The 785-nt window shown below is 40.4% G+C and carries 1 pseudogene; it reads right to left on the reverse strand.

Features of this window, described 5'->3' with window-relative positions:
• Positions 1–785, reverse strand: a pseudogene (locus IQP38_RS25545) (hypothetical protein); the annotation flags it as partial.

A 785-nucleotide genomic window follows, 5' to 3' on the forward strand; every position in this document is an offset into this window, starting at 1 on the left:
GGAGTATCCATCAACCACACTTTTTTGAGGATAGGCGCATCCATGAACACGATTGCTATGTACGCATCGTTCTCAAATGATTCATCATAATTGTGTACGCCTAAACGGTCTAGAATATCGGTACCGCCTTGCTCTATCAGGTACTTATTGACCAGTTCTTGAGAATGAATCATGTATGGCTTAAAACCTTTACGGAAGATTGCCACTTGGCCATTGATTATGGATGGTTGATCATCCGTGTGCATCAACAGGTTTACCACGCAGGTAGCAGGAGTGAACTTTTCTTTTAGTACCTTCCCATCCGTTAACGTGTTGAACATTGTGGTTTTGCCTGAGTCATAGTGTCCAAAACCACCAATGATAGGCTTTCCATTTAGAGATTTTAGAAGCTCTTCGAACTTTTCAAACTTGTCTCCAAGTTCAATCGAATCAATGTAGCTTCTCTCTTTAGCGATTTTAGCAATAGCGGATTTTGTATCGGTAATCTTATCTAAGGCCTGTGCTACTTTTGTTGCAACTTCAGTTGTAGTGATAATAGACATGGAAATATCTTCCTTTTTGTAAGTTATTTGGTTTAGGAATTCATAGAAGCGACTTGGTTCCATACCTATTGCGTTCAGGTAACCAGCCATTTTTATCGCATCTGCTTTCAGTGGTTGCTTTTCAATTCGGGAAACGGCCCTTTGATCAAGAGTTCTTCCCATACCATAGATATCAGAACGTGCTGCAACATCTTCCTGAGAAAGACCTGCTTCAGTTCTAGAACCAATGAGGAATTCTATAAG

Source organism: Vibrio sp. OPT41 (assembly GCF_015163595.1).
Lineage (GTDB): Bacteria > Pseudomonadota > Gammaproteobacteria > Enterobacterales > Vibrionaceae > Vibrio > Vibrio alginolyticus.